We start from the raw sequence: 21,258 nt of genomic DNA, 5'->3' as shown, positions 1-21,258 counted from the left end.
ATGGCCTTATTACAAATTAGTGAGCCTGGCTTAAGTGCCGCACCGCACCAGCGTCGTCTGGCGGTGGGTATCGATCTGGGCACCACCAATTCCCTCGTGGCGACCGTGCGCAGCGGCCAGGCGGAAACGCTGGCTGACGAGCAGGGCCGCCATCTGCTGCCTTCCGTGGTCCACTACCAGCAGCAGGGTCACGCGGTCGGCTATGACGCCCGCGCCAACGCCGCGCGCGATCCGGCCAACACCATCAGCTCCGTAAAGCGCATGATGGGCCGCTCTCTGGCCGATATTCAGACCCGCTATCCGCATCTGCCTTATCAGCTGCAGGCCAGTGAAAACGGCCTGCCGATGATTGCGACCGCGGCCGGTCTGCTGAACCCGATTCGCGTTTCCTCCGACATCCTTAAAGCGCTGGCGGCGCGCGCGACGGCGACGCTTGGCGGCGATCTGGACGGCGTAGTCATCACCGTTCCGGCCTATTTTGACGATGCACAGCGTCAGGGCACCAAAGACGCCGCGCGTCTGGCAGGCCTGCACGTGCTGCGCCTGCTGAACGAACCGACGGCGGCGGCGATTGCCTACGGCCTCGACTCCGGTCAGGAAGGGGTGATTGCGGTTTACGATCTCGGCGGCGGTACCTTTGATATCTCGATCCTGCGCTTGAGCCGCGGGGTGTTTGAAGTGCTGGCGACCGGCGGGGATTCCGCGCTGGGCGGCGATGACTTCGACCATCTGCTGGCGGATTATATTCGCGAGCAGGCGGGCATCAGCGATCGCAGCGATGCCCGCGTGCAGCGTGAACTACTGGATGCGGCCATCGACGCCAAAATCGCCCTGAGCGATGCGCAGACGGTTAGCGTAAACGTTGCGGGCTGGCAGGGTGAGATCGCCCGCGACCAGTTCAGCGATCTGATTGCCCCGCTGGTGAAACGCACCCTGCTGGCCTGCCGTCGCGCACTGAAAGATGCGGGCGTTGAGGCGAACGAGGTGCTGGAAGTGGTCATGGTGGGCGGTTCGACTCGCGTGCCGCTGGTGCGCGAGCGCGTGGGCGAATTCTTTGGCCGCACGCCGCTGACCTCCATCGACCCGGACAAAGTGGTTGCCGTGGGCGCCGCAATCCAGGCCGATATCCTGGTCGGCAACAAGCCGGACAGCGAAATGCTGCTGCTGGACGTCATCCCGCTGTCGCTCGGGTTAGAAACCATGGGCGGCCTGGTAGAGAAAGTGATCCCGCGTAATACCACCATTCCGGTGGCGCGCGCGCAGGAGTTCACCACCTTCAAAGACGGCCAGACCGCGATGTCCATCCACGTGATGCAGGGCGAGCGCGAGCTGGTGCAGGACTGCCGCTCTCTGGCGCGCTTTGCGCTGCGCGGTATCCCGGCGCTGCCTGCGGGCGGGGCGCATATTCGCGTCACCTTCCAGGTGGATGCGGACGGTCTGCTGAGCGTCACTGCGATGGAAAAATCGACCGGCGTGGAATCGTCCATTCAGGTGAAGCCGTCCTACGGCCTTACCGATGGCGAAATCGCCTCCATGATTCAGGACTCAATGAGCTACGCCGAACAGGATGTGAAGGCGCGTATGCTGGCTGAACAAAAAGTTGAAGCCGCCCGCGTGCTGGAGAGCCTGAACGGCGCGCTCGCTGCCGATGCCGCGCTGTTAAGCGCCGCTGAGCGCCAGGTGATTGACGACGCTGCCGCGCATTTAAGCGCAGTAGCAGAAGGCAATGACGCTGACGCAATAGAAGAAGCCATTAAAAACGTTGATAAACAAACCCAGGACTTTGCTGCTCGCCGCATGGACAAATCTGTCCGCGTCGCGCTGAAAGGCCAGTCCGTGGACGAGGTTTAATATGCCAAAGATTGTTATTTTGCCTCATGCGGACCTCTGTCCGGATGGCGCTGTTCTGGAAGCGAAGACCGGTGAAACCATTCTCGATGTTGCCCTGCGTGCAGGTATCGAAGTGGAACACGCCTGTGAAAAATCCTGTGCCTGCACCACCTGCCACTGCATCGTGCGTGAAGGTTTCGACTCTCTCGCCGAGAGCACCGAAGACGAAGACGACATGCTGGATAAAGCATGGGGTCTGGAGCCTGACAGCCGCCTGAGCTGCCAGGCCGCTGTGACCGATGAAGATCTGGTCGTGGAGTTCCCACGCTACACCATCAACCACGCACGCGAGCATTGATATGGGACTGAAGTGGACAGACAGCCGTGAAATCGGCGAAGCGCTCTACGACGCGAACCCGGATCTCGATCCGAAGACCGTACGATTCACCGACATGCACCAGTGGATCTGCGATTTAGAGGATTTCGACGACGATCCAAACGCATCCAATGAAAAAATTCTGGAGGCGATTCTGTTAGTCTGGTTAGATGAAGCAGAATAAATAACATAACGGGCTGCCTTCAGGCGGCCCGTTTGCTAGTTGCTAATAAGGAAAAATAAAATGACCGAAGCGATGAAGATTACGCTCTCGAATCAGCCTGCTGACGCACGCTGGGGCGAGAAAGCCACCTACAGCATTAATAACGACGGCATTACCCTGCACCTGACGGGCAAAGATGATACCGGCCTGATCCAGCGCGCCGCCCGCAAAATTGACGGCCTGGGCATTAAGCATGTCTCCCTGGAAGGCGAAGGCTGGGACACCGACCGCAGCTGGGCATTCTGGGCAGGCTACAAAGGCCCGAAAGGCACCCGCAAAATCGAGTGGGCTAACCTCGACGAAGCCGGTCAGAAAGAGCTGGAAAGCCGCCTGCAAATCATCGACTGGGTGCGCGACACCATCAACGCCCCGGCAGAAGAGCTCGGTCCTGAGCAGCTGGCGCAGCGCGCGGTTGACCTGCTGTGCGGCGTGGCGGGCGACAAGATGTCCTACCGCATCACCAAGGGTGAAGACCTGCGCGAGCAGAATTACATGGGCATCCACACCGTGGGCCGTGGTTCTGAGCGTCCTCCGGTCCTGCTGGCGCTGGATTACAACCCAACCGGCGATAAAGCGGCGCCGGTCTTTGCATGCCTGGTGGGTAAAGGCATCACCTTCGATACCGGCGGCTACAGCCTGAAGCAGAGCGCGTTCATGGACTCCATGAAGTCCGACATGGGCGGCGCGGCAACCATCACCGGCGCGCTGGCGTTCGCCATTACCCGCGGTCTGAACAAGCGCGTGAAGCTGTATCTGTGCTGCGCGGACAACATGGTGAGCGGTAACGCCTTCAAGCTGGGCGACATCATTCGCTATCGCAACGGCAAAAACGTCGAAGTGATGAACACCGACGCCGAAGGCCGTCTGGTGCTGGCCGATGGCCTGATCGACGCGTCTGCCCAGAAGCCAGAGCTGATTATCGACATGGCGACCCTGACCGGCGCGGCAAAAACCGCCCTGGGCAACGACTACCACGCGCTGTTCAGCTTTGACGACAAGCTGGCCGCTCGCCTGCTGGCAAGCGCCGCTGCGGAAAACGAGCCGTTCTGGCGTCTGCCGCTGGCCGAGTTCCACCGCAGCCAGCTGCCGTCCAACTTTGCCGAGCTGAACAACACCGCGAGCGCGGCGTACCCGGCGGGTGCAAGCACGGCGGCAGGCTTCCTGTCCCACTTCGTTGAGAACTACCACGAAGGCTGGCTGCACATCGACTGCTCCGCAACCTACCGTAAAGCGGCGGTTGAGCAGTGGTCCGCTGGCGCGACCGGTCTGGGCGTGCGTACCGTGGCGAACCTGCTGACGGCTGAGTAATCTTTATTGCCCTCACCCTAACCCTCTCCCAAGGGGAGAGGGGATGGTTTGCTCCCTCTCCCTTGAGGGAGAGGGCTGGGGTGAGGGGAAATGCATCATCTGGAATTGTTATGTCCGAAACCAAAAACGAATTAGAAACTCTGCTGGAGCAGGCGGCGACCGAGCCCGCCCACCGTCCGGCATTTTTCCGCACGCTGCTGGAATCCACCGTCTGGGTGCCGGGCACCGCGGCGGAAGGTGAGCAGGTTGTCGAAGACAGCGCGCTGGATCTGCTGCACTGGGAGAAAGACGACGGCACGTCGGTGATCCCGTTCTTTACCTCGCTGGAAGCCCTGCAGGAAGCGGTAGAAGACGAACAGGCGTTCGTGGTGATGCCGGTGCGTACCCTGTTTGAAATGACGCTGGGCCAGACGCTGTTCCTTAACGCGAAGCTGCCGACCGGGAAAGAGTTTACGCCGCGTGAAATCAGCCATCTGATTGGCGAAGAGGGCAACCCGCTCAGCACCCAGGAAGTGCTGGAAGGGGGCGAAACGCTGCTGCTGTCTGAAGTAGCCGAGCCGCCCGCGCAGATGATTGATTCCCTGACGACGCTGTTCAAAACCCTGAAACCGGTTAGACGCGCGTTTCTCTGCTCCATTAAAGAGCGCGCGGACGAGCATCCGGTTCTGCTGATTGGTATTGAGGCGGACGGCGATATCGACGATATCATTCAGGCCGCGGGAAGCGTGGCGACCGACACGCTGCCGGGCGACGAGCCGATTGATATCTGCCAGGTGAAGAACGGCGAGAAGGGCATCAGCCACTTTATTACCGAGCACATCACCCCGTTCTACGAGCGTCGCTGGGGCGGCTTCCTGCGCGATCTCAAAACCAACCGCATCATCTGATTATGGCGGGGTGAATATCACCCCGTTGCTTCCAGCAGCAGTAAATCCATCAGCAGCACCAGATTCGACTCAAACGACGTCACCCCCGCGGCTTCAGCGGCAAAGTGCACCGCTTCGTCATAGAGGGCAAAGTGCACGTCCGCCATCCCCGCCAGCGTGTTGGCCGAGGCGCGGGTAAACGCGACGATCGTCATGCCGACGTTTTTGGCAATCCGCGCTTTATCCAGCACCTGCTCCGTTTCGCCGCTGCGCGAGACGGCAATAAACACCTGATAGCGGGCGGCGTTGCTGAGGAAAATATTCCGGCTGTCCCCCGGCCCGGAGATAAACGCCGTTTTGCCCAGCACCTGCAGCTTCTTGGTCAGGTACTCCGCAAACAGATAGGAAAACCCGGCCCCGTAGAGAAAGAAGCTCTCTTTCTGGCGCAGCAGGTCGGCAAACTGCTGGCGCTTTTCCTGCGTGACCCACTGGAAGGTGTGCTGATAGTTGGCGATAAACTGATTAAACAGCGCCGGGAGTTCAGGAAGCGACTGCCCCTGGGCGGCAATATGCGGCGTGTCGGAGAGCAGCTGCTTGCAGTGCCAGATAAACTCGCTAAAGCCGCTGAACCCCAGCTTCTGACACAGCCGCATGATGGTGGCTGTAGAAACAAACGTCGCCTGCGCCAGCTCGCGTACCGTGATGTTGCCCACCAGCAGCGGGTGCTCCGTGAGGTGGGCGAGGACGCGATACTCCGCGCGGGTCAGCGACGCCCCGCGCGTTAACAGCGTGGCCAGGCGGTTATCCATTATTTCGCGGGTTCGACCGGCAGATCGTCCCGCGCACCCCATTCGCTCCAGGCGCCGTCGTAGAGCGTGACGTCGCTCGCTCCGAGCGTGGCGAGCGCCAGGATCGCCACGCAGGCCGTTACGCCGGAGCCGCAGCTGGCAATAATCGGACGATGTAAATCCACGCCAGCACGGTCAAAAATGGCCCGCAGCTCGTCGGTGGTTTTCAGCTCGCCCTCAAACACCAGATCGCCCCACGGAACGTTCAGCGCCCCCGGAATATGTCCGCGCTTCAGCCCCGGACGCGGTTCATCCGCTTCGGCATTGAAGCGCGAAGCAGGACGGGCATCGACGATTTGCGCCGTTTTTTCATGGCTCACGACCAGCACGTCGGTCAGGCGTTTCACCACGTGCGCGTCGAACGTGGCGTCGAACTCGCCTTCCGGCAGCGTCACGTCACCCTGCTGGAGCGGCAGCTCGTCGCGCTTCCAGCCCGCCAGCCCGCCCGCCAGAATAGAGACTTTTTCCACGCCGAAGTTCTTCAGCATCCACCACGCGCGCGGGGCGGAGAAGAGGTTACCTTCATCATAAACAACGAGGTGTTTGTCTTTGCTGACGCCCAGCTCGCGCATCGCCACAGAAAACGCTTCCGGGCGCGGCAGCATGTGCGGCAGGGGAGAGTTGCGATCGGAGAGGGCTTCGATATCAAAAAATACCGCGCCAGGCAGATGTCCGGCACGGTATTCCGCGACCATATCGCGAAGGTGTTCCTGCCCGGCCGGGGCCATACGCGCGTCAATAATCTGAACTTCCGGATCGTCACCGTGCTCAATCAGCCAGTCGGCGGCGACAAAATATGAGGTGGACATGGGTTGCCTCCATTCTTTTCCGTAAAAAAGGATTGTCGGTGTTTTTTCTGACACCGACAAGCAAACCACGTTCAACTCGCGAGCAAGCCCCTATTTTTTCACCGTTTCGCCGTCCTGCCAGGCTTTTTGCAGCGCAGGCCAGTAGTCGCGGTTGGCCTCGATCATCTCATCCAGAATCGCTTTCGCGTGTTCCATGGTCGGCACGGTGCGGTTGAGGGTAAACGCCTGCAGGGCTTTCTCATAGCTGCCCTCGATGGTGGCCTCCACCAGCAGTTGTTCAGAGGCGAGCTGCTGTTGCAAAAGGGTCTGATGGAACAGCGGCACCTGACCGACGCGAATCGGTTCCGGGCCTTCGGAGGTGATATAAGCGGGCACCTCCACCACGGCATCGTAAGGCAGGTTGGTAATCGCCCCGCGGTTTTCCACCATCACCAGATGGCGGCTCCGCAGGTTAAAGGCCAGCGAGCAGGCGACATCGACGATAAACTCGCCGTGGACGCCTACGTGGAAGGCGTCCGGCAGGATCCCGGTGCGCTTGTATTCTTCGGCAGCGGCGAACAGCTTTTTCTCGCGCCCGTCCATCACTTCATTGGCGCGGGTATAGTCCGGGTTCTGATGCTCCACGATCTGGTTCGGCATCAGGTAGTACTGCAGATACGGGTTCGGCAGATACTCCGGGAAGTTGTCCATGATCGGCTTAATGTTGCGCCAGGTTTTGACCCATGATGGATCGGAATGCTGCGGATCGGTTTTAGCCGCATCTTCCGTCAGCAGGCCAAACTTCGCGATATGTTTACGCAGTTCGGGAAGCTTGTCTTCGCCGTCCACCAGCACGCGGGTAAACCAGCCGAAGTGGTTCAGGCCGAAGTAGTCCACCTCCAGCCTGCGGCGATCGACACCCAGAATCGCCCCCATATTGCGCATCGCGGCGACAGGCATATCGCAGATGTTCAGCACCCGCGCATTTGGCCGCAGGCGGCGCACACCCTCCGCGACGATCGCTGCCGGGTTGGAGTAGTTCACGATCCAGGCCTTCTCGTGCGCGTAGCGATCCACCAGATCGATAAGTTCCACCATCGGCAGGATCGTGCGCAGCCCGTAGGCCAGCCCGCCGGGTCCGCACGTTTCCTGACCGACCACGCCGTGGCGCAGCGGGATCTTCTCATCCTGCTCGCGCATCTTGTACTGGCCGACGCGCATCTGGGCGAAGACGAAATGCGCGCCGCTGAACGCCACTTCCGGATCACTGGTGACGGTAAATTTGATGCTCTGACTGTGGTCGCGAATGACCTTCTCGACGACGGGCGCAATGGTGTTCTGGCGCGCCTCGTCGATGTCATAAAGGCGGATTTCGGCCAGCGGGAAATCCTGCAGGCGCACCATCAGGCTTTTCACAATGCCCGGCGTGTAGGTGCTACCGCCGCCGGCAATCGACAAAATAAATGGGGGTGTAAACATCTTTAGCTCCTTTCAGAGAAACGTCTCAACGGCTTCTCGCATTTTTTTGACGTGCAGCCCGTAGACCACCTGAACGTTGTTACCTTGTTTGATAATCCCTTTCGCGCCGGTCGCCTTGAGCCGCGGCTCGTCGATAATGGCGACGTCCTTCACCGTGACGCGTAAGCGGGTGTAGCAGTTGTCCACCACCTCAATGTTTTCCCGGCCGCCCAGACCCGTCACGATGGATTCGCCCAGCCCGTCGTTATTGCCCTTCGCCTGGTACTCCTGCTTGCTGTAGAGGCGCGTTTCCCGATCGTCATCCTCACGGCCCGGCGTTTTCATGTTGAAGCGCAGGATCAGGAAGCGGAACACCACGAAGTAGAGGGCAAACATGATCAGCCCGACCACGATGTACATCGGCCAGTTGGACTTCTCCGTGCCGAGCGGCAGGTTGTACAGGATGAAGTCGATAATCCCGTTGGCACCGATGGCGTGAACGCCCAGCAGCGAGAACAGCATCATGCCGATGCCGGTCAGCACCGCGTGCACCACGAACAGCAGCGGAGCGACGAACAGGAAGGAGAACTCAATCGGCTCGGTCACGCCGACCAGCAGCGAGGTCAGCGCCGCCGGGATCAGAATGGCTTTCGCAATGGCTTTACGCTCCGGCTTTGCGGTCATATACATCGCCAGGGCTGCGGCAGGCAGGCCGAACATCTTGCTGATGCCGCGCGCGTCCCACACCACGGTGCTGCTGAGCTGCTTCACGTCCGGGCAGGCCATCTCGGCGAAATAGATATTGCGCGCGCCCTGATAGGTTGCGCCGCACACCTCCTGCGTGCCGCCCAGCTCGGTATAGAGGAACGGGGTATAAACCAGATGGTGCAGGCCGGTGGGGACCAGAATACGTTCCAGGAAACCGTAGATTGCCACGCCCAACGGCCCGGAGCCTTTGATGGCCAGCGCCAGGGCGCTAATGCCGTGCTGGGCATACGGCCACAGTTCACTCATCACCACGCCGAGCAGCATGGAGACGGGGAGCATGACGATGGCGACAAAACAGTGGCCGGAGTAAATTGCCATCGCGCCGTTAAACTGTACGCCGGAGTATTTGTTGTACAGATATCCGGAGAGCGCCCCGGTTAGGATCCCGGCAAAAACGCCCATCTCCAGCACCTGCACGCCCAGCACCATGGTCTGCCCGGCCGCTTTCATCTGGGCCGCTGGCGCCAGCGCGCCCTGCAGCTGTAGCGTGACGTTCATGGCGTTGATGAACACGACAAAGGTTACCAGACCAATCAGCGCGGCATAGCCTTTATCCCGCGTCGCCAGACCAATCGGGATCCCGACGGCAAACACCAGCGCCAGGTTGACCAGCACCGACACGGCAGATTTCGCGATAAGCTGACCAAGGTGCTGAATCAGCGGATGGCCCAGAAACGGCAGGTATTCAGCGAGGTTACCGTTACCCAGCACGTTACCAAAGGCGATAAACAGACCGACGATCGGTAAGATAAGTACCGGTCCGTACAATGATTTTCCGAAATTTTGTAGGGCGTTCACGGCTCGTTTCATGGCTTTCTCTCTTTTTGAACCGCGCACTCGGGGTGCGTCATGGTCATAAAACTAGCAGCCTTCGGGCGAGCTTAGCCAGCTATCCTCTTGTTTTAAAAACAAATGACTTGAAAGGTAACATGTGACGTTATGTGCTGTGATCGCGGTTCCATCACGGCGTAGCGGCGTGATGCCGTTCTGCGAGGCGCTTTCCAGATTTTAAAATTGGCCTTTTTGAATTAATGAAACTTGCGGATAATACTTATCCGGACGACGACCAACAGGCTCCTTGGGCCAGGGACAAAGGATGAAACCGTTTCGCTTAGCCGCGCTCTCTCTTGCGCTGCTCACCACGTTTACGCTTGTCGGCTGTGATAACAGCGACGATAAAACTCAGGCTGCGGCTCCCGCGGCATCCACCGCATCCACATCGAAAGCCGCGGAAAAGCCCAATGCTGAAACGCTGGCTAAACTGGCTGCCCAGACTCAGGGAAAAGCGCTGACGTTGCTGGATACCTCAGAAGTTCAGCTCGACGGTGCCGCCACGCTGGTGCTGACCTTTTCTGTTCCGCTGAATCCCGATCAGGATTTCGCCAAAACGGTGCATGTCGTGGACAAGAAAAGCGGCAAGGTTGACGGGGCGTGGGAACTTGCGCCTAACCTGAAAGAGCTTCGCCTGCGCCATCTGGAGCCTAACCGCAACCTGGTCGTCACCGTTGAACGTGACCTGCAGGCGCTGAACAAGGCGACGTTCGGCATTGATTATGAAAAAGCCCTGACCACCCGGGACATTGAACCCACCGTTGGTTTTGCCAGCCGCGGCTCGCTGCTGCCGGGCAAGGTGGTGGAAGGTCTGCCGGTGATGGCGCTCAACGTCAACAATGTTGATGTCAACTTTTACCGCGTGAAGCCGGAATCGCTGGCCTCCCTAGTCAGCCAGTGGGAGTACCGTAACTCGCTGACCAACTGGGAATCCGATAACCTGCTGAAGATGGCGGAGCTGGTTTACACCGGTCGATTCGATCTTAATCCGGCGCGCAATACGCGCGAAAAATTGCTGTTGCCCCTGAAGGATATTAAACCGCTCCAGCAGTCTGGCGTTTATATCGCGGTCATGAACCAGGCTGGACACTACAACTACAGCAACGCCGCAACGCTCTTTACCCTAAGCGATATTGGCCTGTCCGCTCACCGTTACCATAACCGCCTGGATATTTTCACTCAGAGTCTGGAAAACGGTGCGGCGCAGTCCGGCGTGACCGTCACGCTGCTGAACGATAAAGGCCAGACTCTCGCCGAGGCGAAGAGCGATGCCGACGGTCATGCGAAGCTTGAAACGGACAAAGAAGCCGCGCTGATTCTGGCGAGCAAAGACGGCCAGACCACGCTGCTTGACCTCAAGCTTCCGGCGCTGGATCTGGCGGAGTTCGATATTGCCGGTCGCCCCGGCTACAGCAAGCAATTCTTCATGTTTGGCCCGCGCGATCTCTATCGTCCGGGTGAAACGGTGATCCTCAACGGCTTACTGCGCGACAGTGACGGTAAGCCGCTTCCCGATCAGCCCGTAAAACTTGACGTGCTGCGCCCGGATGGACAGGTTGCGCGTACGATTGTCGTCAAGCCAGAGAACGGGCTCTATCGCTTTAACTATCCGCTGGACAGCGGGGCGCAGACCGGTATGTGGCATATCCGCGCCAACACGGGCGATAACCTGCAGCGCCTGTGGGACTTCCACGTCGAAGACTTCATGCCCGAGCGTATGGCGCTCAACCTGAGCGGACAAAAAACGCCGGTTTCACCGAAGGATAACGTGGACTTTAACGTGGTGGGCTATTACCTGTATGGCGCACCGGCCAACGGTAATTCTCTGCAGGGCCAGCTTTTCCTGCGTCCGCTGCGTGACGCGGTGGCTGCGCTGCCGGGCTTCCAGTTTGGCGATATCGCTGAGGAGAACCTGAGCCGCAGTCTGGATGAAGTTCAGCTTACGCTGGATGAGCAGGGGCGTGGGCAGGTAACCACCGAAAGCCAGTGGAAAGAGGTCCACTCTCCGCTGCAGCTGATCCTGCAGGCCAGCCTGCTGGAGTCCGGCGGCCGTCCGGTGACGCGTCGCGCTGAGCAGGCCATCTGGCCAGCGGCTGAGCTGCCGGGTATCCGCCCTCAGTTCGCCAGTAAAGCCGTTTACGACTACCGCACCGATACCACCGTCAACCAACCGATTGTTGACGAGAACGGCAACGCCAGCTTCGACATCGTTTATGCCGATGCCAGCGGAGCGAAAAAGGCGGTTTCCGGTTTACAGGTACGCCTGATCCGTGAGCGCCGCGACTACTTCTGGAACTGGTCTGAGAGCGAGGGCTGGCAGTCTCAGTTCGATCAGAAGGATCTGGTTGAAGGCGAGCAGGAGCTGACTCTCAAGGCCGACGAGACGGGTAAAGTCACCTTCCCGGTGGAGTGGGGCTCATACCGTCTGGAAGTTAAAGCGCCTGATGAGATGGTCAGCAGCGTGCGCTTCTGGGCAGGTTACAGCTGGCAGGATAACAGCGACGGCACCGGGGCTGCACGTCCTGACCGCGTGACGCTGAAACTGGATAAGCCAGCCTATCAGCCAGGCGATACCATTAACCTGCACATTGCAGCCCCGGCAGCAGGTAAGGGCTATGCGATGATCGAGTCCAGCGAAGGGCCGCTGTGGTGGAAAGAGATCGACGTACCGGCAAACGGGCTTGATCTCGCTATCCCGGTCGACAAAGCCTGGAAACGTCACGATCTCTACCTGAGTACGCTGGTGGTTCGTCCTGGGGATAAATCGAAATCCGCCACGCCGAAACGCGCGATCGGCCTGCTGCATCTGCCGATGGGCGATGAAAATCGTCGTCTGAACATTGCGCTCGATAACCCGCAGAAAATGCGTCCAAACCAGACGCTCTCTGTGAAGGTGAAAGCCAGCGTGAAAGAGGGGCAGAAAGTGAACGTACTGGTCTCGGCGGTTGACAGCGGCGTGCTGAACATCACCGATTACGTTACGCCCGATCCGTGGCAGGCTTTCTTCGGTCAGAAACGCTACGGCGCGGATATCTACGATATCTACGGCCAGGTCATCGAAGGGCAGGGCCGCCTGGCCGCGCTGCGCTTTGGTGGTGACGGTGATGAGCTGAAGCGCGGCGGTAAGCCGCCGGTGAACCACGTCACCATTATTGCCCAGCAGGCACAGCCGGTTACGCTGGATGCCAACGGAGAAGGCACGATTACGCTGCCGATTGGTGATTTCAACGGCGAGCTGCGTCTGATGGCGCAGGCCTGGACGGAAGACGATTTCGGCAGCAGCGAAAGCAAGGTTGTGGTGGCTGCGCCGGTCATTACCGAGCTTAACACGCCGCGCTTCCTGGCAAGCGGGGACACCTCAAGGCTGACGCTGGACCTCACCAACCTGACGGACAAGCCGCAAACGCTGAATGTCGCCCTGACCGCGACAGGAAAACTGTCGCTGGAAGGCTCGCAGCCGCAGCCGGTTCAGTTGTCTCCTGGCGCGCGCAGCACCCTGTTTATTCCGGTGCGTGCGCTGGAGGGTTATGGTGATGGTGAGGTGACGGCTCAGGTTACGGGCCTGCAGCTTCCGGGTGAGACCTTTGCGCCGCAGCAGAAGAGCTGGAAAATCGGCGTGCGTCCGGCATTCCCGGCGCAGACGGTGAATACCGGTGCCATGCTGAACCCCGGCGAGTCCTGGACCGCACCGGTGCAGCATAGTAACGGTTTCTCTCCTGCTACCCTGCAGGGGCAACTGCTGCTGAGCGGCAAACCACCGCTTAACCTGGCGCGCTATATTCGCGAGCTGCAGGCGTATCCGTATGGCTGCCTGGAACAGACCACCAGTGGCCTGTTCCCGTCGCTCTACACCAACGCGGCGCAGCTGACTGCACTTGGCATCAAGGGCGACACCGATGACAAGCGCCGTGCAGCGATTGATATTGGCATCTCCCGTCTGCTGCAGATGCAGCGTGAAGACGGTGGTTTTGCGCTATGGGATAAAAACGGTCCGGAAGAGTACTGGCTGACGGCCTACGTGACCGACTTCCTGGTGCGCGCGGGCGAGCAGGGTTACAGCGTACCCGTCGATGCGGTGAATAACGCCAATAACCGCCTGCTGCGCTACCTGCAGGATCCGGGCATGATGTCCATTCGCTACAGCGACGATACTCAGGCCAGCAAGTTTGCCGTGCAGGCCTATGCCGCGCTGGTGCTGGCACGTCAGCAAAAAGCGCCGCTGGGCGCGCTGCGTGAAATCTGGGATCGCCACGGGCAGGCGGCTTCCGGACTTCCGCTGATGCAGCTGGGCATGGCGCTCAAACTGATGGGCGATGCGCCGCGCAGCCAGCAGGCGCTGGATCTGGCGCTCAAAACCCCGCGCAACGACAGCAAAAACTGGATGGCCGATTACGGCAGCCAGCTTCGCGATAACGCGCTGATGCTCTCTCTTCTGGAGGAGTACAAGCTGCTGCCGGATGCGCAAAATACGCTGCTGAATGCTCTGTCTGAACAGGCCTTCAGCCAGCGCTGGCTGTCAACGCAGGAGAGCAATGCGCTGTTCCTGGCCGGACGCTCACTGCAAACCCTGTCTGGTACGTGGCAGGCGAAAACTTCGCTGTCTGAGGCCGCATCAGGCGGCGATAAGTCACTGGTGCAAAACGTGAGCGGCGACCAGCTTGGCGCGCTGCAGGTGACTAACACCGGTACAGCGCCGCTGTGGGTACGCCTGGACAGCACCGGTTATCCGGAATATGCCCCTCAGCCGAGCGCGAACGTGCTGCAGGTTGAACGTCATATCCTGGCAACCGACGGCAGCAGTAAATCGCTCTCCTCGCTGAAGAGCGGTGAGCTGGTGCTGGTGTGGCTGGACGTTAAAGCCAGCCAGAACGTGCCGGATGCGCTGGTGGTGGATCTGCTCCCTGCGGGTCTGGAGCTGGAAAACCAGAACCTGGCGAGCAGCAGCGCCAGCCTGCAGGACAGCGGCAGTGAGGTACAGAACCTGCTCAGCCAGATGCAGCAGGCGGACATTCAGCATATGGAATTCCGTGACGACCGCTTTGTGGCTGCCGTGCCGGTAAACGAAGGTCAGCCGGTCACGCTGGTCTATCTGGCCCGCGCCGTGACGCCGGGAACTTATCAGGTGCCGGTCCCGATGGTGGAGTCTATGTACGTTCCGCAGTGGCGGGCAACGGGGGCGGCCAGCGGCCCGCTGATTGTTGTTCCGTAATATGCGAATGGCACGTCTGACACGCTCCCGCTGGCTATGGCTGGCGGGAGCGCTTCTCGTTTTATGGGGGCTGATTGTCGCCGCCGACCGCCTGTGGCCGTTGCCTCTGAAAGAGGTTAATCCCGCCCGGGTGGTGGTAGATGAGAAGGGCACGCCGCTCTGGCGTTTTGCCGATAGCGACGGGATCTGGCGCTATCCGGTTACGATTGAAGAGGTCTCTCCCCGCTATCTTGAGGCGCTGATCCAGTACGAAGATCGCTGGTTCTGGGATCATCCTGGCGTAAACCCGCTCTCTGTTCTGCGCGCCGCCTGGCAAGATCTCAGTTCTGGCAAAGTCGTCTCTGGTGGAAGCACGCTCACCATGCAGGTGGCACGCCTGCTGGACCCGCATCCGCGCACCTTTGGCGGCAAAGTTCGTCAGCTCTGGCGGGCGATGCAGCTGGAGTGGCATCTTTCCAAACGCGACATTCTCACCCTTTACCTCAACCGCGCTCCGTTTGGCGGCACGCTGCAGGGCGTCGGGGCGGCAAGCTGGACCTATCTCGGCAAACAGCCGTCGCAGCTCAGCTATTCCGAAGCGGCGCTGCTGGCGGTACTGCCGCAGGCACCCAGCCGCTTGCGTCCGGACCGCTGGCCTGAACGGGCCGAGGCGGCGCGCAACAAAGTGCTCGACCGCATGGTAACGCAGGGCGTCTGGTCCGCGAAGCAGGTTAAAGAATCACGGGAAGAATCGGTATGGCTGGCGCCCCGACAGATGCCGCAGCTGGCGCCGCTCTTTGCGCGCATGATGCTCGGCAAAAGCCGCGACGCAAAAATTGTCACCACGCTGGATGCCGGACTGCAGCGGCAGCTGGAAGAGCTGGCGATGAACTGGAAATCTCGCCTGCCGGCACGCAGCTCGCTGGCGATGATCGTCGTGGATCACACCGATATGAAAGTGCGCGGCTGGGTCGGCTCGGTGGATATTAACGATGACACGCGTTTTAGCCACGTGGATATGGTCAATGCGATCCGATCCCCGGGATCGGTGTTAAAGCCCTTTATTTACGGTATGGCACTGGACGATGGCCTGATCCATCCCGCCTCGCTGCTCCAGGACGTTCCCAGAAAAACCGGTGATTATCGCCCCGGGAATTTTGACAGTGGGTTCCACGGACCGGTCAGCATGAGTGAAGCGCTGGTGCGCTCCCTCAACCTGCCCGCGGTACAGGTACTGGAAGCCTACGGGCCAAAACGTTTTGCCGGGATGTTGAGCAACGCAGGCTTGCCGCTGATCCTGCCTGCGGGGGCGCAGCCAAATCTTTCTCTGATCCTCGGCGGGGCAGGCGCGCGGCTGGCCGATATCGCCGCGGCCTACAGCGCGTTTGCCCGACACGGTAAGGCGGGGAGGCTGCGGTTACAGCCGGGCGATCCGCTCATTGAACGTCCGCTGCTGTCGCAAGGCTCGGCGTGGATTATTCGCCGTATTCTGGCGAACGAGGCGCAGCCGCTGCCGGATAATGCGTTACCGCAGATCGCACCGCTGGCGTGGAAAACCGGCACCAGCTACGGTTACCGTGATGCCTGGGCGATTGGTCTTAATGCCCGCTACGTAATAGGCATCTGGACAGGACGACCGGACGGCACGCCCGTAGCGGGGCAGTTTGGTTTCGCCAGCGCGGTTCCACTCTTAAATCAGGTTAATAACCTGCTTCAGTCACGCTCAACGGTAGACGAAGCCCGCCTGCCGCGCGACCCGCGTCCGGAGAGCGTCGGGCGGGGCGTGATCTGCTGGCCGGGCGGCCAGTCGCTGCCGGAAGGAAGTGAAAACTGTCGGCGTCGCCTGTCGACCTGGCTGCTGGAAGGGAGTGAACCGCCCACGCTGCTATTGCCCGAACAGGAAGGGATACGCGGCATTCGTTTCCCGGTCTGGCTGGATAAAACGGGTAAACGCGTGGCGGCAGATTGCCCTGATGCAACTGAAAAAGTCCTGGATGTCTGGCCGCTGCCGCTGGAGCCGTGGCTGCCGGCGACCGAGCGTCGCGCGGTACGGGTCCCTCCTTCATCAACCACCTGTCCTCCGCTGTCGCAGGACGCACCTGCGCCACTCATCCTGACAGGCGTGCGTGAAGGGGCCGTCATCAAACGTCTGCCGGGCGAATCCCGCGTTTCGCTGCCGCTTCAGGTGACCGGCAATAGCGGCGAGCGCTGGTGGTTTTTGAACGGTGAACCGCTGAATGTGAAGGGAAGAGTTTACACATTACAGCTTGATAAATCGGGCGATTATCAGTTACTCGTTATGGATGAGACCGGTCAGGTCGCGACGGTGAATTTTACGCTGCAGTGACCTGAAAATAGCTTTCTGATGTGAGCTGTTGCTAAAACTCGTCTTATTTTAAAAAAATGTTACCTGAATCCATAGGCAATGGCGCTATTGCTCATTATAATCCGCGCCACACCATACTCAGGTATGCAAAACAACAGAACATTGACAGAGGTTATCATGGCTATTGAACGTACTTTTTCCATCATCAAACCAAACGCGGTGGCAAAAAACGTTATTGGCAGCATCTTCGCTCGCTTTGAATCTGCAGGGTTCAAAATTGTTGGCACCAAAATGCTGCACCTGACCGTTGAGCAGGCTCGCGGTTTCTACGCTGAGCACGAAGGTCGCCCATTCTTTGACGGCCTGGTTGAGTTCATGACCTCCGGTCCAATCGTGGTATCCGTGCTGGAAGGCGAAAACGCAGTACAGCGTCACCGTGACCTGCTGGGCGCAACCAACCCGGACAACGCGCTGGCAGGTACTCTGCGCGCTGACTACGCAGACAGCTTCACCGAGAACGGTACCCACGGTTCTGACTCTGTTGAATCTGCTGCACGCGAAATCGCTTTCTTCTTCGCAGAAGGCGAAGTGTGTCCACGCACCCGTTAATTTAACGGTTTCGTTTACACATTATTTTCGTAAATGCCGCGTCCAGACGTGGCATCCCTGCGCCAGACTTTGTACAATGCAACGCCCCGGACGAGCAGACTGCTTTCCGGGGCGTTTCTATTCAACCCTCCATGGGCCATAACGTGTAACAACGAGGCCGGAAAATATTATGTCTGAATTAGTGAATACCTCCGAAGTCGCCATTCCTGCGGTTCCCAATAAAAATGGAAAAATCAACCTGCTGGATCTGAACCGTCAGCAGATGCGCGAGTTCTTTAAAGAGATGGGCGAAAAGCCGTTTCGTGCCGATCAGGTCATGAAGTGGATGTACCATTACTGCAGCGACAATTTTGATGACATGACTGACATCAACAAGGTCCTGCGCAACAAGCTCAAGGAAGTGGCTGAAATCCGCGCACCGGAAGTGGTGGAAGAGCAGCGCTCAGCGGATGGCACCATCAAATGGGCGATTGCGGTCGGCGATCAGCGCGTTGAGACCGTCTACATCCCGGAAGAAGACCGCGCCACGCTGTGTGTCTCCTCTCAGGTAGGTTGTGCGCTGGAGTGCAAATTCTGCTCAACCGCGCAGCAAGGCTTTAACCGTAACCTGCGGGTGTCAGAAATTATCGGCCAGGTCTGGCGTGCCGCGAAAATCGTCGGTGCGGCAAAAGTAACCGGTACGCGTCCTATCACCAACGTGGTGATGATGGGGATGGGTGAGCCGCTGCTGAACCTGACCAACGTCGTTCCGGCGATGGAAATCATGCTGGATGACTTCGGTTTTGGTCTGTCCAAGCGTCGCGTCACGCTGTCTACCTCAGGCGTTGTGCCTGCGCTGGACAAGCTGGGCGATATGATTGACGTTGCGCTGGCGATCTCCCTGCATGCACCAAACGACGAAATTCGTGACGAAATTGTGCCGATCAACAAAAAGTACAATATCGAAACCTTCCTCGCTGCGGTGCGTCGCTATCTGGAGAAATCCAACGCCAACCAGGGCCGCGTCACCATCGAGTACGTGATGCTTGACCACGTCAACGACGGTACCGAACATGCGCATCAGCTGGCTGAACTGCTGAAAGATACGCCATGCAAAATCAACCTGATCCCATGGAACCCGTTCCCGGGCGCGCCGTATGGCCGTAGCTCGAACAGCCGTATCGACCGTTTCTCCAAGGTGCTGATGGAGTATGGTTTCACCACCATCGTGCGTAAAACCCGTGGTGATGACATTGATGCAGCATGCGGACAGCTGGCTGGTGATGTTATTGACCGTACCAAACGTACCCTGCGTAAACGCATGCAGGGCGAGACGATCGCGGTTAAAGCTGTTTGATTATTATGCACTCACGGCGCATTATCTGCGCCGTGAAGCCTGGTCTTACTGAATAATCAGTCAGATTCGTGATGACTGAACAATAATTACGGTGCGTTTCATCCGACTTTCGGGCAGTATGTAACGACGTAACAACAGTTTAGCCGTACGGGCAGGGCTGTACTGTCATCTCCGGGCTGACAGTCTTATACTCTCTGTTCAAGGTTAACTGACCAGAAGTTTCGCGGTGCGGGTGGCATTGTGACTCACCGGCACCTGAACCCTTATTTTTCACGTACCAGTAGTTGTAGCGAATGAATACTGAAGCCACTCACGACCAACATGAAGCACTCTCCACTGGCGTTCGTCTTCGCAACGCCCGTGAACAACTCGGACTCAGCCAGCAAGCCGTTGCGGAACGCTTGTGCCTGAAGGTTTCCACGGTTCGCGATATTGAAGAAGATAAGGCGCCTGCCGATCTGGCTTCAACGTTCTTGCGCGGTTATATCCGCTCTTACGCAAAACTGGTCCATATCCCCGAAAATGAATTACTGCCAATGATGGAGAAGCAGGCACCGGTCCGTGCAGCAAAAGTTGCGCCGATGCAGACCTTCTCCCTGGGGAAACGTCGTAAAAAACGCGATGGCTGGCTGATGAGCTTTACCTGGCTGGTGCTGTTTGTGGTGATTGGCCTGACGGGCGCATGGTGGTGGCAAAACCACAAGGCCCAGCAGGAAGAGATTACCACCATGGCCGATCAATCCTCCGCTGAACTCAACCAGGCCGGAAGTGAGAATGCCCAGAACGTGCCGCTGAATACCGACGGTGCAGCGTCCTCAAGCGAGCCACAGACCGCAGCGCCAGACGCGTCGGCGACCGATGCAGCACAGGCTCCGGCAGCAACGGCTAACACCGCAGCGCCGCAGTCTCAGGATCAAAACGCGGTTGTTGCCCCTTCTCAGGCGAATGTTGATACTGCGGCGAACGCGCCTGCGGCTACTCAGCCAGCAGACAATAGCGCAGCGTCTCTGCCAACCAACCCGGCGGGTACGGCAACAGCAGCCGATCCCAACGCGCTGGTGATGAACTTCAGCGCCGACTGCTGGCTGGAAGTGACTGACGCGACAGGTAAAAAACTGTTCAGCGGCCTGCAGCGTAAAGATGGCACGTTAAACCTAACCGGCCAGGCTCCCTATAAACTTAAAATCGGCGCTCCGGCAGCGGTACAGATCCAGTATCAAGGAAAACCTGTCGACCTGAGCCGCTTTATCAGAACTAACCAGGTTGCACGTCTTACCGTTAATGCCGAACAATCAGCAGCACAGTAACAGACGGGCAACGCGGGAGATTTTTCATGCATAACCAGGCTCCGATTCAACGTAGAAAATCGAAACGGATTTACGTTGGGAATGTGCCAATCGGCGATGGGGCACCTATCGCCGTTCAGTCGATGACCAACACGCGCACTACCGATGTAGAAGCGACGGTCAATCAAATCAAAGCATTAGAACGTGTAGGCGCGGACATTGTTCGCGTTTCCGTCCCAACCATGGATGCCGCTGAGGCGTTCAAACTGATCAAACAGCAGGTCAGCGTTCCGCTGGTGGCTGATATCCACTTCGACTACCGCATCGCACTGAAAGTGGCCGAATACGGCGTCGATTGCCTGCGCATTAACCCGGGCAACATCGGTAACGAAGAGCGTATCCGCATGGTAGTGGACTGCGCCCGCGATAAAAATATTCCTATCCGTATCGGAGTTAACGCCGGTTCCCTGGAAAAAGACCTGCAGGAAAAATACGGCGAGCCGACGCCACAGGCGCTGCTCGAATCCGCGATGCGCCACGTCGATCATCTCGATCGTCTTAACTTCGATCAGTTCAAAGTCAGCGTAAAAGCGTCCGACGTGTTCCTGGCGGTAGAGTCTTATCGTCTGCTGGCAAAGCAGATCGACCAGCCTCTGCACCTCGGGATAACCGAAGCGGGCGGCCTGCGCAGCGGCTCTGTAAAATCTGCGATCGGTCTGGGGCTGCTGCTCTCTGAAGGGATCGGTGACACCCTGCGCGTCTCGCTGGCGGCCGATCCGGTCGAAGAGATCAAAGTCGGTTTCGATATCCTGAAGTCGCTGCGCATTCGCGCGCGTGGGATCAACTTCATTGCCTGCCCAACCTGCTCGCGTCAGGAGTTTGATGTGATCGGGACGGTGAATGCCCTGGAGCAGCGTCTGGAAGACATTATCACCCCGATGGACGTCTCCATCATCGGCTGCGTGGTAAACGGTCCGGGTGAAGCACTGGTGTCAACCCTGGGCGTAACCGGCGGTAACAAGAAAAGTGGTCTCTATGAAGATGGCGTTCGTAAAGATCGTCTGGATAATAGCGACATGATCGACCAGCTTGAAGCCCGCATCCGCGCCAAAGCCGCCATGATGGACGAAACACAGCGTATCAGCGTTCAGCAGGTTGAAAAATAACGTGATGGGAAGCGTGCCGCTTCCCATGTATGATTGAACCCATTCTTTGGG

At 58.8% G+C, this 21,258-nt stretch carries 15 protein-coding genes; 11 read left to right on the top strand and 4 right to left on the bottom strand.

What is annotated here, in order from left to right:
• The 5 genes from hscA (at position 1) to sseB (ending at position 4,624) form a co-directional block, all read left to right on the top strand.
• Positions 1–1,851, top strand: coding sequence for a Fe-S protein assembly chaperone HscA (gene hscA / locus EnteroDNA1_RS08330; RefSeq protein WP_048978841.1), 1,851 nt, complete (start codon positions 1–3; stop codon positions 1,849–1,851).
• 1 nt (position 1,852) lies between these two features.
• On the top strand, positions 1,853–2,188 hold the full coding sequence (gene fdx, locus EnteroDNA1_RS08325; RefSeq protein WP_003860652.1) for an ISC system 2Fe-2S type ferredoxin: 336 nt from the start codon (positions 1,853–1,855) through the stop codon (positions 2,186–2,188).
• Between the two features lies 1 nt (position 2,189).
• Positions 2,190–2,390: a Fe-S cluster assembly protein IscX gene (gene iscX, locus EnteroDNA1_RS08320; RefSeq protein WP_003860650.1), complete on the top strand. Its 201-nt coding sequence runs from the start codon at positions 2,190–2,192 to the stop codon at positions 2,388–2,390.
• 60 nt (positions 2,391–2,450) lie between these two features.
• The gene (gene pepB, locus EnteroDNA1_RS08315) at positions 2,451–3,737 is read left to right on the top strand and encodes an aminopeptidase PepB (RefSeq protein WP_064673766.1); all 1,287 of its coding nucleotides are present in this window, start codon (positions 2,451–2,453) and stop codon (positions 3,735–3,737) included.
• A gap of 110 nt (positions 3,738–3,847) precedes the next feature.
• Complete coding sequence (gene sseB / locus EnteroDNA1_RS08310; protein ID WP_023333036.1) at positions 3,848–4,624, top strand: enhanced serine sensitivity protein SseB; 777 nt, start codon at positions 3,848–3,850, stop codon at positions 4,622–4,624.
• A 17-nt stretch (positions 4,625–4,641) separates the two neighbouring features.
• On the opposite strand, the gene EnteroDNA1_RS08305 is transcribed toward sseB, so the two are convergent.
• The 4 genes from EnteroDNA1_RS08305 to EnteroDNA1_RS08290 all read right to left on the bottom strand — a co-directional run bounded on the left by EnteroDNA1_RS08305 (position 4,642) and on the right by EnteroDNA1_RS08290 (position 9,275).
• On the bottom strand, positions 4,642–5,412 hold the full coding sequence (locus EnteroDNA1_RS08305; protein WP_047652683.1) for a MurR/RpiR family transcriptional regulator: 771 nt from the start codon (positions 5,410–5,412) through the stop codon (positions 4,642–4,644).
• Positions 5,412–6,260 carry a 3-mercaptopyruvate sulfurtransferase gene (gene sseA, locus EnteroDNA1_RS08300; protein WP_069303177.1) on the bottom strand — a complete coding sequence of 283 codons (849 nt, stop codon included), beginning with the start codon at positions 6,258–6,260 and terminating at the stop codon, positions 5,412–5,414. The genes EnteroDNA1_RS08305 and sseA overlap by 1 nt, the downstream gene beginning before the upstream one ends.
• A 90-nt stretch (positions 6,261–6,350) precedes the next feature.
• A complete protein-coding gene (locus EnteroDNA1_RS08295) occupies positions 6,351–7,718 on the bottom strand; it encodes a 6-phospho-alpha-glucosidase (protein WP_045888293.1) in 1,368 nt (455 codons plus the stop codon).
• A gap of 12 nt (positions 7,719–7,730) precedes the next feature.
• Positions 7,731–9,275: a PTS transporter subunit EIIC gene (locus EnteroDNA1_RS08290; protein ID WP_064673763.1), complete on the bottom strand. Its 1,545-nt coding sequence runs from the start codon at positions 9,273–9,275 to the stop codon at positions 7,731–7,733.
• A gap of 286 nt (positions 9,276–9,561) precedes the next feature.
• On the opposite strand from EnteroDNA1_RS08290, the gene EnteroDNA1_RS08285 reads away from it, so the two are divergent.
• The 6 genes from EnteroDNA1_RS08285 (at position 9,562) to ispG (ending at position 21,207) form a co-directional block, all read left to right on the top strand.
• A complete protein-coding gene (locus EnteroDNA1_RS08285; protein WP_069303176.1) occupies positions 9,562–14,505 on the top strand; it encodes an alpha-2-macroglobulin family protein in 4,944 nt (1,647 codons plus the stop codon).
• Between the two features lies 1 nt (position 14,506).
• Entirely contained in the window at positions 14,507–16,831 is a 2,325-nt protein-coding gene (gene pbpC / locus EnteroDNA1_RS08280; RefSeq protein WP_069303175.1) for a peptidoglycan glycosyltransferase PbpC, read from the top strand.
• Between the two features lie 156 nt (positions 16,832–16,987).
• A complete protein-coding gene (ndk, locus tag EnteroDNA1_RS08275) occupies positions 16,988–17,419 on the top strand; it encodes a nucleoside-diphosphate kinase (RefSeq protein ID WP_003860625.1) in 432 nt (143 codons plus the stop codon).
• Between the two features lie 169 nt (positions 17,420–17,588).
• On the top strand, positions 17,589–18,755 hold the full coding sequence (locus EnteroDNA1_RS08270) for a bifunctional tRNA (adenosine(37)-C2)-methyltransferase TrmG/ribosomal RNA large subunit methyltransferase RlmN (protein ID WP_014171168.1): 1,167 nt from the start codon (positions 17,589–17,591) through the stop codon (positions 18,753–18,755).
• 293 nt (positions 18,756–19,048) lie between these two features.
• Positions 19,049–20,062 carry a cytoskeleton protein RodZ gene (rodZ, locus tag EnteroDNA1_RS08265; RefSeq protein ID WP_069303174.1) on the top strand — a complete coding sequence of 338 codons (1,014 nt, stop codon included), beginning with the start codon at positions 19,049–19,051 and terminating at the stop codon, positions 20,060–20,062.
• 26 nt (positions 20,063–20,088) lie between these two features.
• Positions 20,089–21,207: a flavodoxin-dependent (E)-4-hydroxy-3-methylbut-2-enyl-diphosphate synthase gene (gene ispG / locus EnteroDNA1_RS08260; protein ID WP_023308814.1), complete on the top strand. Its 1,119-nt coding sequence runs from the start codon at positions 20,089–20,091 to the stop codon at positions 21,205–21,207.
• Positions 21,208–21,258 lie beyond the last annotated feature (51 nt).

The organism is Enterobacter sp. HK169 (genome assembly GCF_001719105.1).
GTDB lineage: Bacteria > Pseudomonadota > Gammaproteobacteria > Enterobacterales > Enterobacteriaceae > Enterobacter > Enterobacter asburiae_B.
Note: the sequence above shows the minus strand (reverse complement) of the source record. Positions and strands in the feature narration are given on the sequence as shown.

Excerpts from the sequence above, each read along its gene's own strand:
- pepB (WP_064673766.1), top strand. The coding sequence starts at position 2,451 with ATGACCGAAGCGATGAAGATTACGCTCTCGAATCAGCCTGCTGACGCA.
- fdx (WP_003860652.1), top strand. The coding sequence starts at position 1,853 with ATGCCAAAGATTGTTATTTTGCCTCATGCGGACCTCTGTCCGGATGGC.
- pbpC (WP_069303175.1), top strand. The coding sequence starts at position 14,507 with ATGCGAATGGCACGTCTGACACGCTCCCGCTGGCTATGGCTGGCGGGA.
- EnteroDNA1_RS08290 (WP_064673763.1), bottom strand. The coding sequence starts at position 9,275 with ATGAAACGAGCCGTGAACGCCCTACAAAATTTCGGAAAATCATTGTAC.
- EnteroDNA1_RS08270 (WP_014171168.1), top strand. The coding sequence starts at position 17,589 with ATGTCTGAATTAGTGAATACCTCCGAAGTCGCCATTCCTGCGGTTCCC.
- sseB (WP_023333036.1), top strand. The coding sequence starts at position 3,848 with ATGTCCGAAACCAAAAACGAATTAGAAACTCTGCTGGAGCAGGCGGCG.
- EnteroDNA1_RS08295 (WP_045888293.1), bottom strand. The coding sequence starts at position 7,718 with ATGTTTACACCCCCATTTATTTTGTCGATTGCCGGCGGCGGTAGCACC.
- EnteroDNA1_RS08305 (WP_047652683.1), bottom strand. The coding sequence starts at position 5,412 with ATGGATAACCGCCTGGCCACGCTGTTAACGCGCGGGGCGTCGCTGACC.
- hscA (WP_048978841.1), top strand. The coding sequence starts at position 1 with ATGGCCTTATTACAAATTAGTGAGCCTGGCTTAAGTGCCGCACCGCAC.
- sseA (WP_069303177.1), bottom strand. The coding sequence starts at position 6,260 with ATGTCCACCTCATATTTTGTCGCCGCCGACTGGCTGATTGAGCACGGT.
- rodZ (WP_069303174.1), top strand. The coding sequence starts at position 19,049 with ATGAATACTGAAGCCACTCACGACCAACATGAAGCACTCTCCACTGGC.
- iscX (WP_003860650.1), top strand. The coding sequence starts at position 2,190 with ATGGGACTGAAGTGGACAGACAGCCGTGAAATCGGCGAAGCGCTCTAC.
- ispG (WP_023308814.1), top strand. The coding sequence starts at position 20,089 with ATGCATAACCAGGCTCCGATTCAACGTAGAAAATCGAAACGGATTTAC.
- EnteroDNA1_RS08285 (WP_069303176.1), top strand. The coding sequence starts at position 9,562 with ATGAAACCGTTTCGCTTAGCCGCGCTCTCTCTTGCGCTGCTCACCACG.
- ndk (WP_003860625.1), top strand. The coding sequence starts at position 16,988 with ATGGCTATTGAACGTACTTTTTCCATCATCAAACCAAACGCGGTGGCA.